This is a genomic window from Candidatus Merdisoma sp. JLR.KK006, from assembly GCF_036941035.1.
Taxonomy (GTDB): domain Bacteria; phylum Bacillota; class Clostridia; order Lachnospirales; family Lachnospiraceae; genus Laedolimicola.
In genome coordinates this window covers 253,454-270,349 of record NZ_JAYMNS010000003.1, presented here as the reverse complement: position 1 = coordinate 270,349, position 16,896 = coordinate 253,454, and the positions used below count along the sequence as shown (strand labels likewise).

Sequence of the window (16,896 nt, the reverse complement as noted above, 5' to 3'; positions counted from 1 at the left end):
GAAAAAGAATGGCAGCAAAACCGGATTATTGGGTTCAGAAAGTACAGGAGTGGTATAATTCTGAATACCAGGGAAAGACAGGGTACACGAAAATTACGGAGGATGGTATTATTGGCCAGGGTACTTGCAAGGCGCTTGTCCATGCCCTGCAGGTTGAGCTGGGCGTACCCACCCCGAACGGCACGTTTGGTCCGACTACCATTAAATATTTTAATGATCGTTTTGGAGATGGCGGGATTGACGAAACCGTAACAAACGAAAACATAATCTATATTCTGCAGGGGGGATTTTTATGTAAGGGTATCAATTGCTTCACCTTTGATGGAATCTACGGTGACTATGTTACATCGGCAATTGCCCAGTTCAGATCCTATACGGGCATTTCCGGATGGGGAATGGATGCACGCCATATGAAAGCCCTGTTAAACACGGATCCCTTTGTTCTAAGTAATTCCGGACATGGTTATGTACGGGAAATGCAGCAGTACTTAAATCGCAATTATTCCGATTACTACTGGCAGAACATTGGATTGATTCCATGCAACGGCATACCGGAAAGAAACATGTCCAAGGCAATTATTTACGCCCTGCAGTATGAGGAAGCAAAGGCCATAAACCCTTCAAACCCCAATGTTGCGGGAGTAGATGGAATTGTGGGAACAAATACTTTGAACAATGCACCCGTTTTATCACAGGCGTCAGATAAAAAAGCATTTGTTAGGATTCTGCAGATGGCTCTCGCCTGCATGTATCTCAGAGATGTTGGCCTGGATGGCGTTTTTGATATTTCCGTGAAAGCGGCAGTTGAAGATTTTCAGAAATTCATGTGTCTGAATCAGAATTCATCCGTTACTTTAGGAACGGTTGAACGTAAAACCTGGGCTTCCTTGTTGCTAAGTAAAGGTGATGTAAGCCGGCATGCCGGTGCCTGCGACTGTTCCACGATTCTGGATCTTGGAAAAGCACAGGGGATTAAGGCTAAGGGTTATAATTATGTGGGACGCTATTTGACCGGAACAGTTAGAAAGAATGGTATTTCCGTATCAAAGGCATTGACATCAGAAGAGATTTCGGCTATTACTACGGCCGGGTTAAGGATTTTTGCGATTTATCAGGATGGCGGTGCGAGCGCAACCTACTTCAACTATTCAAAAGGATATTCGGATGCCCAGAAAGCATATGAAGCGGCTAAAAATTTAAGAATTCCTCTTGACGAAATCATTTATTTTGCCGTAGATTATGATTTTACGGATGCGCAGACCACTACAATCGTTATACCGCATTTTCAAGGCATAAATGCGTATTTTAACGAGCATGGAATCAAGTATAAAATCGGAATCTATGCATCAAGGAATATCTGTACCAGGGTATCTGAAAAGAAACTGGCCTGCAGCAGCTTTGTGGCGGATATGTCCACTGGCTACAGCGGAAACATGGGCTTCCGAATGCCGGAAAATTGGGCGTTTGATCAGATACAGGAATTGAAGAACTTTGTTAATACACCGTATTTTACGGAAGCATTTGACTTAGACAGAGACGTTGCATCTGGAAGGTATACGGGTTTTGATGGCACGATGCTGTGGGGTCATGAGAATTATCAGGATGTTACAAAGCATGACATGGTCTTTTTGAGAGAAACTTGTAAATGCAGGATTTGTGGTTATGAAGTTGCGAGTCCTGAAGCACAGGATCCTGAAATTTTAAGTAACGAAGAATATTTGACAGTCATTGGGGGCATTTGCCTGTTTATGTTCTATTCTGCTTTTAATGAGTTGGATATAATCTATTCTCATTACGACGTTACTAGAATGCTTTTAAGGGCAATTCAGCAGATTCGAGAGAAACACCCAAATTCCTATGAGTATTCAGATGGAGAGGGAATATGTCAAATTACTCCATACGTTTATCCGGAAAGCTCAAATGAATCTTACGTAGAATATCCGTTAGTAGGGAAAAGGGTTGATATAATTAATATTGGTATGTATAACGGTTTTATACCAGAAGTCATCTCGGGCATTGCTGAAAAAATATTATTTCCGGAATACGGCATCCTTATGTCTGTTCATGACATAGGAGATGCGATGGTTGAATTAATTAACAAAGTGAATTCGGACAATATTTCAACATTGGCAATAGAAGTTTTTTCTCTTCTATGTGATAGATTGTCCGGATTAAAAGACTTGGGAAGGGTTGTGGAATTAATAGAGGCCGGTATTTTAGTAAATAGTTTGTCAGACTGCAAAATTGAGGTAGGCGATTTTGTAGTATCTTATCCTATTTGCTGGAATGGAACCACTACCTCAGATTCAATGGTAGTATTCGATCAGGAAAACAAAATTAAGATGATTGTTTTAAATGATCTTGTAAACCATGAGAAAACTATCGAATAGTTAAAAAGGACGGGATGTTGCGGCATGATTTTCATACTGCAACATCCTGTTCTTTTTACAAAAGAGTAAGAAAATTTTATAAATATAGTTTTTATAATGATTATAGAGATTTTTCATCTAACAGAGCTGATCTTAATCGTAGTAATAGATGTCTCTATTTCATCCATATTCAGCTCATAATTTTCTGGAAACATGTTATAAACAAGAGTGAAAAAATAATTATTCTTTCCTACCACAACCATATATTGCACAAAAGAGTCTGTTTTTATAAGTATTTTTCTGGCTTCATAATTATCTATTTTGAATGCTTCATCAAAAACAATGTCTTCTTCTAATGAATACGTCATAATATTATTATCCAAATATTCTTTAAAAGTACCAGATGCTAATACATAATGTTCAATTTGCAAACTTACTTCTTTATCATTTGAATCGTTCCCTGCATTTTTAAGTATTTTTTTCCCATTTAGTATTTTTATATCCTCTGTCTCTATCGGAGGGAAAATATCAGCGTTTTCATAATCCCAGCTACTGTCGAGATTAATAGATAGCCCATCAAGACTAACGTTATTATTTGATGTTGTAGTTCCATAAAATTTTATAAACACGGTAACAATGAAAGCTAATAATAAAATTCCAATTACAACAAGTTTTTTACGCATATGAATATCCTCCTACAGCATATTAAAGCTTATATATATTTTACTAAATCGCCTATCTGCGTTCAACTAATAACAAGCGATGTAATTGTGGGAATTAAAAGAAAATATGGAGAATCCTCGTTTATTCCCTAATTTGAAACCTATTCATCTTATTAGTTCAATTATCTTATGGCACCGGATACATCTGATCCCCATGATAAAAATATTCTCCGTCTACCTGGTTCACCCGGTAATCCTCTGTTTCAGATAGAATTTCACCTTCTGCCACAACATCTAAAGACCAATCATTATATGATAGCCGCAAGATCCTTGGTATTCCGGAGTCCTCCCCGTAATCATAGAAATAAAATGCCTGTTCATCATAAGTAAGATAAGAATCTATGTGTAAATTATGGGTTTCTTCAAATTCCGGCAGAACAACCTCCTGGCTTGTATGATCTGCGAAAGAATAGTACTTAACCATATTTCCGGCAGTTGCAAAATAAAGGATACCGTCATCTGTGATAAATAAAATGGCAGATGCGTCAAAGAGCAGGCTTTCTTCCCCCGTTTTCAAATCACGTAGAAAGTAATGGAACGAACTCTCATCATTTTGCTGTTGGAAGACAGTTTTTCCATTTAAGACAGAAGCGCAGTAAGGAATAGGAATAACTTCTGATTTCATAGTGCTGACAACTTCGTAAGGGTTTACGAATACATTTACATGGCTGGATGGACTTATGGTTTCGTATTCCGCTATATTATATTGATTCTGCTCATAACAGAGAAAATCTTCTGATTCGGCATCCAGTTTTTCCAAAACTTCTCCGGATTCATCCAGTAAGTAGCCATCATATTGCATATAGCCTTCTTTCAAATACTGAAAATACAGGCAGCTGTCATAGACAACTACTGTAGAAGCAAGCGATTCGGTGGAGAGCAGCTCACCATATTCCATCGTATCCAGATCCAGATAAAAAACAGAGTTATTCCAACCGCTTCCCTGAACATCCTTTGCAGCTTGGTAACAGGTAAAGTACATCTTGCTTTTATAAGCCGTGAGCCCTCTTCCTGTGTGAATAGGTACCTCACACAGCAATTCCCAGATATCAGTCCCTTCCTGCCTTCTGTAAAGCCCGTCCCGAAATTGTCGATAGGTATAGCCGTCCTTTTCGTAGATCCCCCTGTTATAATAATGGTTCACCCAACAGATGGTCTCGGCTGCTTCCAACACATTTGCTTCTTCAACGGATGGTATATATTCTACAGTGTCTGGAAAATTCAATAATGCCGTGCTTTTTAGTAACCTTTTATGCTCTGATTTGCAGGAAGACAGAGCAATTAAAAATATAATTAGAATTAAAAATGCTTTCCCTTTCAAAGAAAGTTATCTCGCTTATTTCTTATATGTTATTAATTTATCAACCTATTTTTATAATTTTTGAAAGAATAAATCTATTTTGCGGATTTTCTCTTAATGACATTATAATAAATTATTTAATTATAAATAGCGGCTTCTATAATCAGAATTTGTATAATATTCAGTACTCATAAAAAGTAAATTTGAATATGTATTGCCATATGAATCTGTTGCGGTGTTTTGTATACTGCAATATTGCTTTTCCATTACTGTTTGGTTAAAAAGATTTACTTTATCTGCAATAATTTTACCTATAAATACTGCTTCATTATTTATAGGTAAATTTGCGTTTTCTGGTAGCAGAGCTTCTATGAACTCTCTGGAAAAATATTCATTTCCATCTAGTATTAGATATGAATTATTTTTATTTATCGCTTTTTCGTCGCCATCGATATAAAATCCATAATTATGATATTCGATTACGGGGAGTTGTTGCAGTGTTCCATTTGCACCCTTTTAAAATGTTTATTTACTAAACCTATAGTACCCTATTTAGATAAAAATTCCAAGAGAGAACTTAAAAATACATTTATGGATACGATAATACTTTAAGATTTGTGAAATTAAGGAAAAAACAGCACAATATTTTCCGTGAGAGATATTACTATTGAAGAATTTGCTTAATTACAAGCAACGGTTCTTTAAAAAGATCCTTGTAATCATGTAACTAAGCAGGCCCCTCAAAACCTATATTGGATTGGGGGCCTACTTTTAAAAATGCTCTTATGCAGCATATTTTGGAATACCTAAAATCGAATTTTTAATTAATTAAATATCTTTTTCCTTTGCTATGAAAAAATGAATTTAATATAGAAGATAGTTGCGAGATTTAACTGCCAGGAATATGCTCAACGGAAATGATATTTATTGAGCTATATCAACTCTGCTGCAGAAACAGGTGTAAATTTCACAAATAGAACAGTCACGTAGATAGGATATTTTTGTACTCTTTATAGGCTTTTTCAATCTTAGGTGCATATATGTTTACGTTGCCAGAGCCATTGTACAGGGATGCCATAGTGCGGTAATTTTTATCCTGGCAGGCTTTTAGCAAATTGAGATCGGAAGCAATAAAACATATAAGACCCTTTAGCTGGGCCGCTTCTCCGGTAGCAAAATCATCATACATTTCCTGGGCGGAGCTATAGCCACATCTCTTATAATTGAAGCCCATAATCTGGGCAAGCCCCATACTCGTAGCTTCGTAGGCCTTCGCAGGGTTCAAAGATATAGCAAAGGCGAAAGCGTCATTCTCCTGTGTCTGATTTTGATGGCAACTCATCCAGATATCCGAGCCATCTTTTCTATAAATATGGCCCTTGTAAGATGGGGAGCCATAGTCAAAGTAAATACCCTTATAACGGGCAGCATCTCCCTTAAGAAAATGATGGTTCTCCAACCGAATTTTAACTTTTCCGTTGGTAAATCCGGAACCACTGGATTCAACCAAGAGAAAGCCGCCAAGGATATTTTCATCAATGCCATATTGGGTAGCATACGATTTGATTATAGTCCCATGCCTTTGCTTGAAAGAAGTAAAGCTGCTACCTGGGATCGTGCTGTTATCGGCCGTAAGGCCGGAGACCGTTGAATCTAAAAGGGCAAGCGTGTTTCTGCCCGCCTTTCCATCCACGGCGAGACCTTTTGCGGATTGAAAACTTCTTACGGCCGTATTCGTTTTTGCTCCAAATTTTCCATCTGCAGTTCCGCAGAGGTATCTGGCATTATTTAGCTTTTGCTGCATGATTTTTACCCCGTTACTTATGCGAAGCAAGTCGTCCTGCATGTAATAACCGATTCCGGCAAGGACCTGTTCATAAGTGTACTTTGAATTATCGTATTTTTCCATTTTGATGTTTCCCTTTCGTAGTTTTACCATTAAATTTTGCGTTCAATTAATAAAGAGAAGAGCAGGTCCGGAAATGTAAACGTATAATGTAAATGCTTAATAAATCTTGCATATATATATCCTTTATGTTATGATGATAATACTAATTTTTGTTATTATTAATAGTCACAAGGCGTTCATGCGCCAAGGATGCGTAAGGGTTAAACCAGACCTGTTACGAAAATAGAGCGAAGTTTTTCATGTAAAGACTGTCACAATTGTTGTGGCAGTTTTTTCGTTGCAGAAAAACGGCTCGCACAAGAAGGAGGAATGAATATGGATAGGAAAAACGAAGGATATGCAGGCTGCAGTATTTTTGGCGAACATGCCATTTTTAAGAAGCCATGATCATGCCTGTAAGAATGGAGGAATCCGGGCTCGATAACGCCTGCGGCTATCTTCGGGATAACCTGTTTTCACAGCTTAACATGGAAGAGGAAAAAGATTCGAGACCCTTAAAGCTGTTACAATATTTATGTCCGACGGCTCCTTGCATGATAGTAAGGGTGTGTAACTGGAAAGAGCCGCTTTATGTGTCGATAGGCTCCGAGTTAAAAAAAGGCATGAACCTGCGTGCAAGTTCAGAAGCGATCCGGGCCCGTATATGGCGATTGCCAATCTTGATTCGCTCCTTGGCGAGCTGGCCTTGAGAAGATATCTTCTGGATAAGCTTCGGTACTTAAAGAGCGGAAAGTCCGTTTTCGGGGAATATGAGCAAATCCCGCCATCGGGAAAATGCAGACCAAGTTAAGGGACGTTTTTGAGAATTTGGAAATATCGGATTTGATGGCAAAAGAATTTTATACGGCCATTCTCGTATTTTACCCGGAATCCAAAGAGGCGGAGCAGGCGGCATTCTTGACAAGCGGAATAGACATGAGTTTGCAAGGTGCTTTGAATTGTGTAACAAAACATGTCCATTTTTCAAATTAAAACTGCAGAATCCTGCCGGTTGTAAAAATTGAGACATATGTTATAAGAAAGTAAAGAAAGGATAACTGATGATATTACCATATCACTTATCCGTGATACGAAACCGGAGGGGCTATTTCGGTATTTTGCTCAGCATGAGATCAAGATGGAAAATCCATATCCCGGAATATATTATGTTATGGGAGCCGTCCTGTTTCCTGCACAGATTATTGTGGGAAAGGAATTAAAACAGACGAGCCATGCATGGCTCAAGGCATTATCTGACAAGATGCAAAAGCAGGAAATGAGAGAACTTCTGGAAAGGATAGGTGGTCTTTCACGGAAGTATGACAAGGAGCTTGCGGATTCCGTACTGGAAGTAAGCATCCGGGCAAACAAGCAGATAATTGAGGAGATGAGAGTATGTGCGAGGCATTATTAGAAATCATGCGCCCCGAGGTTGAGAAAATCACAAAGGAAATTGCAGAGGAAAGCGAAAAAAAGGTAAGGAAAAAGGTAAAGAGGAAGAAGAAATAGAAGCTGTTCTTTTAGGGAAAGAGCCTGTACTGGCATAAGGAAAACAAAACGGGGATACAGATAGTGTCTTCCGTTTTGTTCTTTTATGCGCAGGCTTTGAATGCTAAAATGAAATGTTTAGAGGAGATGAAGGCAGGCATGCTGCCGCTGAGTCTGTTCTCGCTGCGATGGAAATAAGAATATTTGGAGGACTGTCACATAATGGCGACAGTCCTCTTCTTATGGTCATTTTTTATCACTTTTTGAATTATCAGAAAGGGCAGCTTCAGGCTCATTATCCGCCTTTGTAACAGTGCGGGTGGTACCGCCTGATACATATACCTTGCCGCATTCCGGGCAAATATCCGTATGTAAGGTTACGCTTTGGCTCACTACCTTGCGGTCTTCACGCTCCGCTTTGGATTGCTCATGAAATACATGCTCCATCTCATGTCCTCGGACAGCAGCGGCTGCCGTATCCGGATCAATCCGGGTAGGTGTCTGGAAAGAAACGCTGGGGTCATCAGAACCGTCCTGATATTTGCGCTTCTCACAGGTTTCGCAATGGCCCTCCTCGCTGGCCTTTTGGACATCATCGATACCTGACATGCTTTCCGGGGCTGCTGTCCCTGCCGGGGGATCTACATATTGAATCCGCATTCGTACGGCCAGCTCTGCCGGATCAAGATGCAATCCTGCAGGCAGTTCGTTATTTGTAAACGGCTGGGATACCGAAGCAGCCAGGGCTCCTTTGGGAGTATCAGCGTTGCCGGGAGCTGCATATTGGATTCGAAATCGGACAGCTTGTTCTGCAGCGTAAGTCTCCGTTTGTGAAGGTGCAGCAGATATTACAGGAGTTGCAGCATCCGGATTCACTGAGAGAACAGGACGTATGGGCTGAACAGGAGTTTCTGGATCAGCAGCTCGATGGGGACTTAACACAGCAACAGTGTTTTTGTTTTTAACATTTTGCGTTTGATTCGTCTGGCCCGCCATGAGATTGGCAGTGCCGGAATACCGATAGACGTTGTAATAAGAATTCAAACCAGAAATTGCGCTTACCATAAATATTACCTCTGTTGGATTATACCATAAATCAAAAACTCATGCTCGCCGCAGCTGAATAAAGAAGTTTATTCTCTGTCCGGACGATCCTTATATTTAAGAATAATTTTATTATAGCAGAATTTTCTACAAAGGCAAGGGATATAATTCCATAATAAAAGTAATTACAGCAAAGTCACTCCATGCTTCTGAGCCGTCCTGCGTACCTCATCGGGCCAGATGGATACCTGCACCTCTCCAATATGAGCTTTGCGCAGATAGAACATGCAGATTCGGGATTGGCCGATTCCGCCGCCTACAGTATAGGGCAGCTTTTGCTCCAGAATAGCCTTCTGGAAGGGCAGTTCTGCCCGTTCCTCACAGCCTGCCAGCTTTAACTGCTGCGCAAGGGCTTCTTCATCCACACGGATCCCCATGGAGGACAGTTCCAATGCGTGGCCCAGAACAGGGTACCACACAATAATATCACCGTTCAGATGCCAGTCATCATAGTCCGGCGCCCGGCCGTCGTGGGGCTTTCCATCAGCCAGCTTGTCGCCAATCTCCATAAGGAAGACTGCCCCCTTTTCTTTGGCAATGAGATCTTCCCGCTCCTTTGGTGTTTTGTCCGGATACAGATCTGCCAGTTCCTGAGTAGTGATAAAGAAAATATCTTTGGGAAGGATTTCTTCAATATAATCATAACGGATAGACATATATTTTTCCGTTTTTTTCAGAGCCTTATAGACTTTGCGGACCGTTTCCTTCAAATAATCTGTATTCCGATCCTCTTTGAGAATAATCTTTTCCCAATCCCACTGATCTACATAGATGGAATGAATATTGTCTGTATCCTCATCCCGGCGAATAGCACTCATATCTGTATAAAGTCCCTCTCCGATGTGAAAGCCGTACTGCTTTAAAGCATTGCGCTTCCATTTGGCAAGAGAGTGGACAATTTCTACCGGACGTTCCTCCTGTTCTTTGATACCGAAGGTAACCGGTCTTTCTACACCATTTAAATTGTCATTGAGACCGGATTCCGGAGTGACAAAAAGAGGTGCGGAAACGCGCAGGAGATATAATTGCTCCGCAAGACTCTGCTGGAAGAAATCTTTTACCGTTTTGATCGCAACCTGAGTATCATACAGGCTAAGCTGTGACTGATAACTCTTAGGTATGTATAAATGTTCCATAATAAATCTCCTCTAAAAATTTTGTTGTATAGATAAAATACGAAATCTATTATAGCAGAATTCATAAAAAAGAAAAGATCTTTATAATAGAAAAAGAGCCGCTCTGACAGATAAATTTGTCAAAACGGTCCTTCTCAATTCTGCTTTAACCAGTTGCTTTTATCTTTTAAATGAATGCGATCTATAAAAATAAGACGCATGGACGGATAATTAGGCTGATTAAACTCTGGTTACATTAGTAGCCTGCGGTCCTTTTGCACCGTCTACAACGTCAAATTCAACAGCCTGACCTTCCTCTAAGGACTTGAAGCCGTCCATGGTGATGCCAGAGTAATGTACAAAAACATCGTTTCCCTGCTCGTCAGAAATGAAGCCGTATCCTTTTTGATTGTTGAACCACTTAACTGTACCTTGCATTGCGATACCTCCGAAAATAATAAAAAAGTGTCTTGTTGCAAAAGAGCAACTAGATATAGAATAGCATAAACGGAAAATGCTGTCAATGAAATTTAAATCTTTCAGGGTATTTTTTCAAGTTTTTTTGAATAAAGTTTAATAATGAAATAGAGTGCGATTTTTTATGAAAAAAGAGAAGTTTTTCAGGAGATTAATTTTCTTGGAAGTATTGCTTTTGGCAGGTCTGTCGGCTATTTACGTTCATAAAAACAGGGAAATATCCGGCTTGTCAGCTACTGGGGCGGAAACAGGAGAGCAGGCGGGTGATTTTATCAAGTGGGTGGATTTTCAGGTATCGGCTTCGGCTCTGGGAAAGGCCTATGAGTATGACAGAGATACTTTTCAGGAGGAAGTTCATTTGAATTGGATTGAACTTCTGGCCTATACCGCTGCCAGAACAGGGGGGGATTTCTCCAATGAGAGTCAGGTGAATGCTTGTCTGGAAGAAGCGGCCGAAAAATTGACTCAGGGAAAGACTACAGAAGAATTGACGGAAGGAATGAAATATTATGATTACTATCTGGAAGCATATACGGCTGTTTTGGGCGGCATGGTAGGCGAGTATGAGATACAGGTTGCTGCAAAGTCAGCCTCAGGCAGCCAAACTGATGAGGGAGATGCAGAGAAACTGGTATGGGAAAGGCGATATGGACTGAAGGCTTTTTTGCCCATTGCCAAGGATTTTCCTTATAGTGATTATGATGATTTTGGGGTATCCAGAAGCTATGGGTATCGGAGAAAGCATCTGGGACATGATATGATGGGGCAGGTAGGAACGCCGATCATTGCAGTAGAGTCGGGCTATGTGGAAGCTTTGGGTTGGAATCAGTATGGCGGCTGGCGTATTGGAATCCGAAGCTTTGATAAAAAGCGGTATTATTATTATGCCCATTTGCGTCAGGGATTTCCATATGCTCTTAATCTGGAGGAGGGAAGTATTGTGCAGGCTGGAGATGTGATTGGCTATATGGGACACACAGGCTACAGCACTAAGGAGGATGTAAATAACATCGATCAGGTACATTTGCATTTTGGAATCCAGTTGATCTTTGATGAATCTCAGAAGGAAGGGAATTCGGAAATCTGGATTGACTGCTATCAGATCGTAAAATTCCTTTATCGAAATAGAAGCGAGTGTGCCAGAAATGACGAAACCAAGGAATGGTATCGGATCTATGATATGAGGGAAATTGGGGAAAACGGCAATAATTGACTTTAATGACAGATTTGTATAAACTAATAAGAAAGACTGTCTTATCTTACGGCAGCCTTTCTATTGAAAAAAGCGGACAGAAAATACTGAGAAATGAGGATATGGAAAAATGCTCGGAGAGTGCCATGCCCATATTATTATGGATGGGAAGAATTATAAAGCAGCAGTTGCTTTGCATAAAGACGGGGTAAAAGATCAGGTTATTCGAGCACATTTTCAAACCTGGAAGGACAAGGGAATTACATTTGTCCGTGATGGGGGAGATGCTCTGGGCGTTTCCAGACGGGCAAAGGACCTGGCGTCAGAGTATGGCATTGATTACCGGACTCCTTCCTTTGCAATTCATAAGAAGGGGCATTATGGGGGAATCGTGGGACATGCTTTTTCAGACTGGAAGGAGTATCATTCACTGGTTTGCCGCGCAAAAAAAGAAGGAGCAGATTTTATTAAGATTATGATAAGCGGCATTATGGAATTTGGCACTTTTGGCATGCTCACAGAGGAGGGACTGGCGGAACATGAGATTCGCCGGATGATTCACATAGCCCATGAAGAAGGTATGACTGTAATGGCTCATGGAAACGGAGATCAAACTGTGAGAATGGCGGTGGAGGCTGGTCTTGATACACTGGAGCATGGGAATTATCTGGAACAGGAGACACTGGATCTGCTGGCTAAAAGCAGGACGATCTGGATTCCCACACTGGCTCCGGTTGGGAATCTTCTGGGCTGCGGTCGTTTTCCAGATGAACAGATAAAGCAGATCTTGAAGCGTCAGATGGACAGTGTCCGTTATGCCTTTACAAGAGGGGCATGGATTGGCCTTGGCAGTGATTCCGGTGCTTATCAGGTGTCACATGGACAGGGGCTTTTGGAGGAATATCAATGGATGAAAGAGGCTGTGGGAGAAGAACAGGAAGCAGCTTTAAGAGAGTGTTTGTCGAAGGCAGAGGAACGAATTAAAAAAGAGATGAAACAGTAAATATATTGGTTTCATCTCTGATTAGGTAAATTATAAGCAGTTTTATAATTCCTCTCTGCAGAAATAGCAGGTACAATGGCTGGGATTCTGCTTTTCCGAAATCAGATTGTCAGCCCCGCAGTAACTACAGTGTACTACCCTTTTTCCGACAGGGACAGGCATCCATTCCTCATAGCGTTCCCCGGATAAGAGGGAGGGATGATTAGGCTTTGAGGGCTTTACAAAGGCAGGCTCTGATGGAACAGGCTTTGGTTTTGAGGCAGAAAGACCAGGCGTATGAGCTCTAGCGGGCTTTGCAGGTTGTGCCAGAGTGCTTTTCCTGGCAGAGGATGGATAAATCAGACGGTAATTGCGCTCGTCAATGGTTACCTGTAGGTAATGCCCCTGATCCTTTAACTTTTTGATCTCTCGAAGAACCTGATGTTTGCTGATACCGAGTTCATGAGCGATTTTTTCCATGTCTTGATATCGGTCAGTGAGAAGCAGACGATTGTAAATGGCCACCCGATCATTAGTGTCCTCTGTACCATAGATTTGCTTATTTACCCGTCTGCTTACTTCCTTTTGAGAAAGCTCTGGTTTGGGCGGCTGCACATTTCGAAATATAGGCGGTGTATGGTGGGAGAATGACTTATCGCTTTTTACTTTTTTTACAATAGCAATAATGATAATGATAATAATTAGTTCCAGCATAGTGTGTACCTCTCAGATCTGCAAATAAGACATACCTCGATGGACGAAGTGAGTCTTTCCCAAAGGGATATGGATTGGGGGATGTTTGCAGGATATTATATATTATGATACACGAAAATGATAAGAAGGGAAAGAGTGTTTATGAGAAAAAGACAAATCAAAGTCGTAATTGGATTTCTGGCTCTGGTTTTACTGGCGGCTTTTTTGACTGTATATAAAGCGAATACTGATAAAAAGGAACTGTTGGTTGAGGAAGAGCAGCAGGGGATGCAGCCAGAAGAGAAGCCAGTTGAGTCACAACCGGACGAGATCAGAGATGAAGAAGCGCAGTTAGCTTCATTTCTTCCAGACTATACAAGCGCTCCGCTTTTGAACACCACAGAGATTAAATGTCTGTCTATGGAGGTTGGTGCTTCTGAGGATCAGGTGCAGCTAAATTGGTTTTCTCCAAGTGAGATACGGGGAAAAACAGAATGGAAAAATTCTTCTGGAAAGGTTCAGAGCTTTGAAGCGGAGTGCACGGCTTCTGTTACTATGGCAGGCTATTATGTAAATAAGGCCGTGGTATCTGGTCTGCGTTCGGGAGAGACGTATACTTACCGGGTGGGCAATGAGGATGGATGGTCTCCGGAATATACCTACCACGTGCCAGAGGATACAGAAACATTTACGTTTTTGGTGACGTCTGATGCGCAGATTGGACAGTCAGAAGTTGAGCTTCCGGAGGAAACGGCTGAGCGTTGGGACAGCGTATTAACACGATTGACAGGTTATGTTCCAGAGGCAAAGTTTCTGCTTCATGCAGGAGATCAGGTAGCGGACTTTGGAAATCAGGAACAATATGAACTTTTTTTGGAACATTTGGCGTTGTACAGTATTCCTTTAGTGCCGGTGGTTGGAAATCATGATGTGGCAAATGAATGGAGTATGGAGGCAAACGGCCATCCAGATGGTCCCTATTTTTACGAACACTTTTTTGTGCCCAATCGTTCCAATATGGCTGAAGGGCAATATGATCAGAACGGAAATTATTCTTTTATTTGGGGTGACATACTTTTTATTGTTTTAAATGGCTGTTATGGACATCCGGGAGAATTTCACGAGGCGTATGCGGCACAGATTGTTTCAGAGTTTCCCAAGGTGAAATGGCGGATTGTGATTCAGCATTATTCACCATACAGTGGGGTTGGATCTTCCGGCAATGGTATCAGTGATGATTATCTGGCTCATATTACTATTGATAATGATGTTGATCTGGTGCTGACAGGACACGATCATGCTTATTCCCGGTCAGCATTTTTGAATCGGGAAAAACAAGTGCTGCCTGACTATGATTATAAATCAGGCGGTGTGGCAGTGAATCCAGAGGGGGCAATGTATGTAACCTGTGGGACTTCCAGTGGGTGTCTGTATCATTCTATAGAAGAGGATGAGCATCTTGTATTTCAGGGACAGCCGGAGACGCCTTCTGCGATTCGAATTGATATAACGGACAAGGAGCTGCGTTTGCGGACGTATCTGGTGGATTCTTGGACTTTGTATGATGAGTATACGATTCGAAAGGAATAAGGAGTTGCGAATCTTGTAATAATGCGAAGCCGGAGGGAAAGAGTTTTTATGAGGAATATTCAACTTTTGATACAATATGATGGGACACGCTATAATGGCTGGCAGAGTCAGGAGCACACAAATCAGACGATTCAGGGAAAGCTGACAAAGGTGCTGGAGCGTATGCTGGGAGAGCCTGTAGACCTTCAAGGCTCCGGCAGGACGGACGCAGGTGTGCATGCAGCAGGACAGACAGCTAATTTTCGGACGAAGACAATGATTTCTTGTGAAGAGATACTGGAATATGTAAATCGATATCTGCCGGAGGATATTGCGGTTTTGGAGGTACGGGAGGCAGAACTGCGGTTTCACAGCAGACTTCATGCAATTCGCAAGACTTATATTTATCGTATCTGGAATAGCCCCATATCCAATGTTTTTGAGCGGAAATATATGTACCAGGTAAAAGAGATACTGGATGCAGAGAAAATGAAGGAAGCTGCGGCACTGTTGGAAGGAACCCATGATTTTCGAGGGTTTTGTGCCAATAAGCGAATCAAGAAATCAACCATTCGAACATTGGAGCAAATCGAAATAGAACAAAAAGGATCAGAGATGTCCTTGCGTTTTACGGGAAATGGCTTTCTCTATCATATGGTCCGGATTTTGACGGGAACACTTCTGGAGGTAGGAGTGGGAAAGCGAAAGCCAGAAGAAATGACACAGATTTTAGCATCACTGGATCGGGAGAAAGCAGGTCCTATGGCGCCTGCTTTGGGGCTTTGTCTCTGGAAAGTGGAGTATGACAATGGGGATGTATAAGCTGAAAACTCTGGTGCTGCAAAGCAGGTCTGGCTGCATGTACATTTGATTAGGAGCAGAAACGGAATGGGGCAAGGCTTTGCGGCGTCCCCATTCCGTATTTTGACAGAGCAACTTTAGATGTTTTTTAGTTGCTGTTTACATTCTGGTCACTTACTTCGCTGCTTCTTCTGCAAAATCAGTAGTTACCAGATCTTCATAGGGAACTCTTGTTTCTAACTCGTCGGCTTCCTCTAAGATATCCTGCAGCAGGGTAAAGCTGGATTCTTCAAAGACCAAATCAGACTTCCAGGTGTCTTGCTCATAATATCTGGTGACAATAGCTGTGATTACGTCCAAATCTGTTTCTTTGAATTGGGGGGCAATAACTTTAGCTATTTCTTCCGGAGTGTGATTCTGCACATAGTCCATACCTTTCTGGAGCGCATTGGTAAATCCCTGTACCAGCTCGGGATGTTCCTTGATGTAGCTCTGCTTTGCACTGTAGGCCGTATAGGGAACATAGCCGGAATCTACACCTAGGGATGCAACTACATAGCCGGCCCCTTCCTTTTCCAGTGTGGTGGCTCCTGGTTCGAACTCTACCGTAAAGTCGCCGCTGCCGCCGGAAAATGCTGCGGCTGTGGCACCAAAGTCGATGCTCTGGTCAATATTCATATCTGCTGCCGGATCCAGATTGTTTTTCTTTAGAATGTACTCGAATACCATCTGAGGCATACCGCCCTTCCGCCCGCCTAATACATTTTTTCCTTTCAAATCGGACCACTGGAAGTTTTCCATAGGCTCTCTGGAAACCAAGAAATTGCCGGCTCGCTGGGTAAGCTGTGCAAAATTGACAATGTAGTCATCGGGATTCTGGCTGTAAACATAGATGGAGGCCTCAGAACCCATGAATCCAATGTCTGCCTCTCCGGATAGAACGGCGGTCATTGTCTTATCGGCTCCAAAGCCAGTAACAAGATCCAATTCGATTCCTTCTTCCGCAAAATACCCTTCTTCAATTGCTACATATTGGGGGGCATAGAAGATTGAGTGAGCAACCTCATTAAGAGTAACCTTCGTCAGGTCACCGGAAGCGGCAGGTGCGTCTTTGCCGCCGCAGGCGGTGATTCCAAGAGTAATCAGCGCCACTGCTGTAGCAGCCAGCAAGGCAGGTAGTTTCTTTTTCATATGAA

The 16,896-nt window shown here is 41.7% G+C and carries 16 protein-coding genes; 8 read left to right on the top strand and 8 right to left on the bottom strand.

Annotation, left to right across the window (positions count from 1 at the left end; translation table 11 throughout):
• A partial coding sequence (locus VSQ61_RS04460; protein WP_334343237.1) for a glycoside hydrolase domain-containing protein occupies positions 1-2,390 on the top strand: 2,390 nt, incomplete at its 5' end.
• A gap of 113 nt (positions 2,391-2,503) precedes the next feature.
• Here the strand turns inward: VSQ61_RS04460 and VSQ61_RS04455 are convergent.
• The 3 genes from VSQ61_RS04455 to VSQ61_RS04445 all read right to left on the bottom strand — a co-directional run bounded on the left by VSQ61_RS04455 (position 2,504) and on the right by VSQ61_RS04445 (position 6,300).
• Positions 2,504-3,052: a hypothetical protein gene (locus tag VSQ61_RS04455; protein WP_334343236.1), complete on the bottom strand. Its 549-nt coding sequence runs from the start codon at positions 3,050-3,052 to the stop codon at positions 2,504-2,506.
• Positions 3,053-3,218: 166 nt separating this feature from the next.
• Positions 3,219-4,265: a hypothetical protein gene (locus VSQ61_RS04450; RefSeq protein ID WP_334343235.1), complete on the bottom strand. Its 1,047-nt coding sequence runs from the start codon at positions 4,263-4,265 to the stop codon at positions 3,219-3,221.
• A gap of 1,108 nt (positions 4,266-5,373) precedes the next feature.
• Positions 5,374-6,300: an N-acetylmuramidase domain-containing protein gene (locus VSQ61_RS04445; protein WP_334343234.1), complete on the bottom strand. Its 927-nt coding sequence runs from the start codon at positions 6,298-6,300 to the stop codon at positions 5,374-5,376.
• A gap of 389 nt (positions 6,301-6,689) precedes the next feature.
• Here VSQ61_RS04445 and VSQ61_RS04440 point away from each other — a divergent pair, with 389 nt between their 5' ends.
• The 3 genes from VSQ61_RS04440 to VSQ61_RS04430 all read left to right on the top strand — a co-directional run bounded on the left by VSQ61_RS04440 (position 6,690) and on the right by VSQ61_RS04430 (position 7,693).
• The gene (locus VSQ61_RS04440; protein ID WP_334343233.1) at positions 6,690-6,989 is read left to right on the top strand and encodes a hypothetical protein; all 300 of its coding nucleotides are present in this window, start codon (positions 6,690-6,692) and stop codon (positions 6,987-6,989) included.
• A 136-nt stretch (positions 6,990-7,125) separates the two neighbouring features.
• Positions 7,126-7,272, top strand: coding sequence for a hypothetical protein (locus VSQ61_RS04435; protein WP_334343232.1), 147 nt, complete (start codon positions 7,126-7,128; stop codon positions 7,270-7,272).
• 145 nt (positions 7,273-7,417) lie between these two features.
• Positions 7,418-7,693 carry a hypothetical protein gene (locus VSQ61_RS04430; protein WP_334343231.1) on the top strand — a complete coding sequence of 92 codons (276 nt, stop codon included), beginning with the start codon at positions 7,418-7,420 and terminating at the stop codon, positions 7,691-7,693.
• Between the two features lie 320 nt (positions 7,694-8,013).
• Here the strand turns inward: VSQ61_RS04430 and VSQ61_RS04425 are convergent, their stop codons facing one another.
• The 3 genes from VSQ61_RS04425 to VSQ61_RS04415 form a co-directional block, all read right to left on the bottom strand.
• Complete coding sequence (locus VSQ61_RS04425) at positions 8,014-8,832, bottom strand: hypothetical protein (RefSeq protein ID WP_334343230.1); 819 nt, start codon at positions 8,830-8,832, stop codon at positions 8,014-8,016.
• Between the two features lie 164 nt (positions 8,833-8,996).
• Positions 8,997-10,007: an aspartate--ammonia ligase gene (gene asnA / locus VSQ61_RS04420; RefSeq protein ID WP_334343229.1), complete on the bottom strand. Its 1,011-nt coding sequence runs from the start codon at positions 10,005-10,007 to the stop codon at positions 8,997-8,999.
• A 219-nt stretch (positions 10,008-10,226) separates the two neighbouring features.
• Positions 10,227-10,424: a cold shock domain-containing protein gene (locus VSQ61_RS04415; RefSeq protein ID WP_160568172.1), complete on the bottom strand. Its 198-nt coding sequence runs from the start codon at positions 10,422-10,424 to the stop codon at positions 10,227-10,229.
• A gap of 163 nt (positions 10,425-10,587) precedes the next feature.
• Here VSQ61_RS04415 and VSQ61_RS04410 point away from each other — a divergent pair, with 163 nt between their 5' ends.
• Both VSQ61_RS04410 and VSQ61_RS04405 read left to right on the top strand, forming a co-directional pair.
• On the top strand, positions 10,588-11,676 hold the full coding sequence (locus VSQ61_RS04410; protein WP_502877018.1) for a M23 family metallopeptidase: 1,089 nt from the start codon (positions 10,588-10,590) through the stop codon (positions 11,674-11,676).
• A 109-nt stretch (positions 11,677-11,785) separates the two neighbouring features.
• Positions 11,786-12,658, top strand: coding sequence for an amidohydrolase family protein (locus VSQ61_RS04405; protein ID WP_334343227.1), 873 nt, complete (start codon positions 11,786-11,788; stop codon positions 12,656-12,658).
• Between the two features lie 42 nt (positions 12,659-12,700).
• On the opposite strand, the gene VSQ61_RS04400 is transcribed toward VSQ61_RS04405, so the two are convergent.
• Complete coding sequence (locus VSQ61_RS04400) at positions 12,701-13,351, bottom strand: hypothetical protein (protein ID WP_334343226.1); 651 nt, start codon at positions 13,349-13,351, stop codon at positions 12,701-12,703.
• 141 nt (positions 13,352-13,492) lie between these two features.
• Between VSQ61_RS04400 and VSQ61_RS04395 the strand changes: the two genes are divergently transcribed.
• Complete coding sequence (locus VSQ61_RS04395) at positions 13,493-14,920, top strand: purple acid phosphatase family protein (protein WP_334343225.1); 1,428 nt, start codon at positions 13,493-13,495, stop codon at positions 14,918-14,920.
• Between the two features lie 48 nt (positions 14,921-14,968).
• Positions 14,969-15,721, top strand: coding sequence for a tRNA pseudouridine(38-40) synthase TruA (gene truA, locus VSQ61_RS04390; protein WP_334343224.1), 753 nt, complete (start codon positions 14,969-14,971; stop codon positions 15,719-15,721).
• 153 nt (positions 15,722-15,874) lie between these two features.
• Here truA and VSQ61_RS04385 read toward each other — a convergent pair whose 3' ends face one another.
• Positions 15,875-16,891 carry an ABC transporter substrate-binding protein gene (locus tag VSQ61_RS04385; RefSeq protein ID WP_334343223.1) on the bottom strand — a complete coding sequence of 339 codons (1,017 nt, stop codon included), beginning with the start codon at positions 16,889-16,891 and terminating at the stop codon, positions 15,875-15,877.
• Between the last annotated feature and the right edge of the window lie 5 nt (positions 16,892-16,896).

Excerpts from the sequence above, each read along its gene's own strand:
- VSQ61_RS04430 (WP_334343231.1), top strand. The coding sequence starts at position 7,418 with ATGGAAAATCCATATCCCGGAATATATTATGTTATGGGAGCCGTCCTG.
- truA (WP_334343224.1), top strand. The coding sequence starts at position 14,969 with ATGAGGAATATTCAACTTTTGATACAATATGATGGGACACGCTATAAT.
- VSQ61_RS04440 (WP_334343233.1), top strand. The coding sequence starts at position 6,690 with ATGCCTGTAAGAATGGAGGAATCCGGGCTCGATAACGCCTGCGGCTAT.
- VSQ61_RS04405 (WP_334343227.1), top strand. The coding sequence starts at position 11,786 with ATGCTCGGAGAGTGCCATGCCCATATTATTATGGATGGGAAGAATTAT.
- VSQ61_RS04435 (WP_334343232.1), top strand. The coding sequence starts at position 7,126 with ATGGCAAAAGAATTTTATACGGCCATTCTCGTATTTTACCCGGAATCC.
- VSQ61_RS04415 (WP_160568172.1), bottom strand. The coding sequence starts at position 10,424 with ATGCAAGGTACAGTTAAGTGGTTCAACAATCAAAAAGGATACGGCTTC.
- VSQ61_RS04445 (WP_334343234.1), bottom strand. The coding sequence starts at position 6,300 with ATGGAAAAATACGATAATTCAAAGTACACTTATGAACAGGTCCTTGCC.
- VSQ61_RS04400 (WP_334343226.1), bottom strand. The coding sequence starts at position 13,351 with ATGCTGGAACTAATTATTATCATTATCATTATTGCTATTGTAAAAAAA.
- VSQ61_RS04385 (WP_334343223.1), bottom strand. The coding sequence starts at position 16,891 with ATGAAAAAGAAACTACCTGCCTTGCTGGCTGCTACAGCAGTGGCGCTG.
- VSQ61_RS04395 (WP_334343225.1), top strand. The coding sequence starts at position 13,493 with ATGAGAAAAAGACAAATCAAAGTCGTAATTGGATTTCTGGCTCTGGTT.
- asnA (WP_334343229.1), bottom strand. The coding sequence starts at position 10,007 with ATGGAACATTTATACATACCTAAGAGTTATCAGTCACAGCTTAGCCTG.
- VSQ61_RS04410 (WP_502877018.1), top strand. The coding sequence starts at position 10,588 with ATGAAAAAAGAGAAGTTTTTCAGGAGATTAATTTTCTTGGAAGTATTG.
- VSQ61_RS04425 (WP_334343230.1), bottom strand. The coding sequence starts at position 8,832 with ATGGTAAGCGCAATTTCTGGTTTGAATTCTTATTACAACGTCTATCGG.
- VSQ61_RS04455 (WP_334343236.1), bottom strand. The coding sequence starts at position 3,052 with ATGCGTAAAAAACTTGTTGTAATTGGAATTTTATTATTAGCTTTCATT.